The 787-nt window shown below is 69.8% G+C and carries 1 protein-coding gene; it reads right to left on the reverse strand.

All coding sequences use genetic code 11. The annotated features are described in order from the left end of the window. Window positions 1-63: 63 nt before the first annotated feature. Entirely contained in the window at window positions 64-624 is a 561-nt protein-coding gene (locus AOK15_RS04670) for a L,D-transpeptidase (protein WP_185093603.1), read from the reverse strand. Window positions 625-787 lie beyond the last annotated feature (163 nt).

The following is a 787-nucleotide window of genomic DNA, read 5'->3' on the forward strand; positions in this document are numbered from 1 at the left end:
TTCCCCGCGCCCCTGAAAAACCGGCGGTGCCCCTGCCGGTGACCATGCAGTCACCCTCTCCCGCTACTTGACCACGACCACCTTGGTGCCGATGCCTGCGAACTGCCACATCGCCTTGCCGTCCTTGCGGGACTCCCGGATGCCGCCCGTCTTGACGGCGGGGTCGGGCTGGGGGGTGGAGCCGTCCACCGCCGCGCTGAAGCCGATCACCACGCCGTCGATCGAGGCGAAGCGGACCACGTGTTCGATGGGGGTGCCGTCGGAGCCGGTGATGGCGGCGGAGCGCGACGTGACCGTGTAGGTGGCGGGGGTGGGGTCCACCGCGCTGGGCGTGACCTCGAAGGTGCGGGTGACCTTCTCGTTCGCGCCGACCAGCCAGACGCGGTCCTCGTCCAGGGAGTAGACGACACGCTCGCCGGTGCCCGAAGCCTTGGGCAGGAGGAGGTCGTCGTCCTTCTCCTTGCCTGCGGGGGCCTTGGACTTCTTGGCCTCCGGTGTCTCGGAGGCGGACGGCTTGCCGAGGTCGTCCGGCACGCTGGCCGACGCCTGGTAGGTGAGGAAACCGACTGCGGCGATCGCCGCCGCCGTGAGCCCGGCCACGAATCCCGAGCTGCTGCTGGCCACCTTCTGCGCCCACCTCTCGTACGCACGTACGCCCTTGATGTACGTCTGTGCTGTGACGGTAGCAGCAGAGGGACGGTGCACCGGGTCGGCCGTGGCCCGGCCCGAAGCGCCGTAGGCTGTTTGCGTGCTCTTGCTCGCTCTGGATACCGCCACCCCCGCCGTC

The sequence above is a fragment of the Streptomyces ossamyceticus genome (assembly GCF_001418475.1).
In the GTDB taxonomy this organism is placed as follows: Bacteria; Actinomycetota; Actinomycetes; order Streptomycetales; family Streptomycetaceae; genus Streptomyces; species Streptomyces ossamyceticus.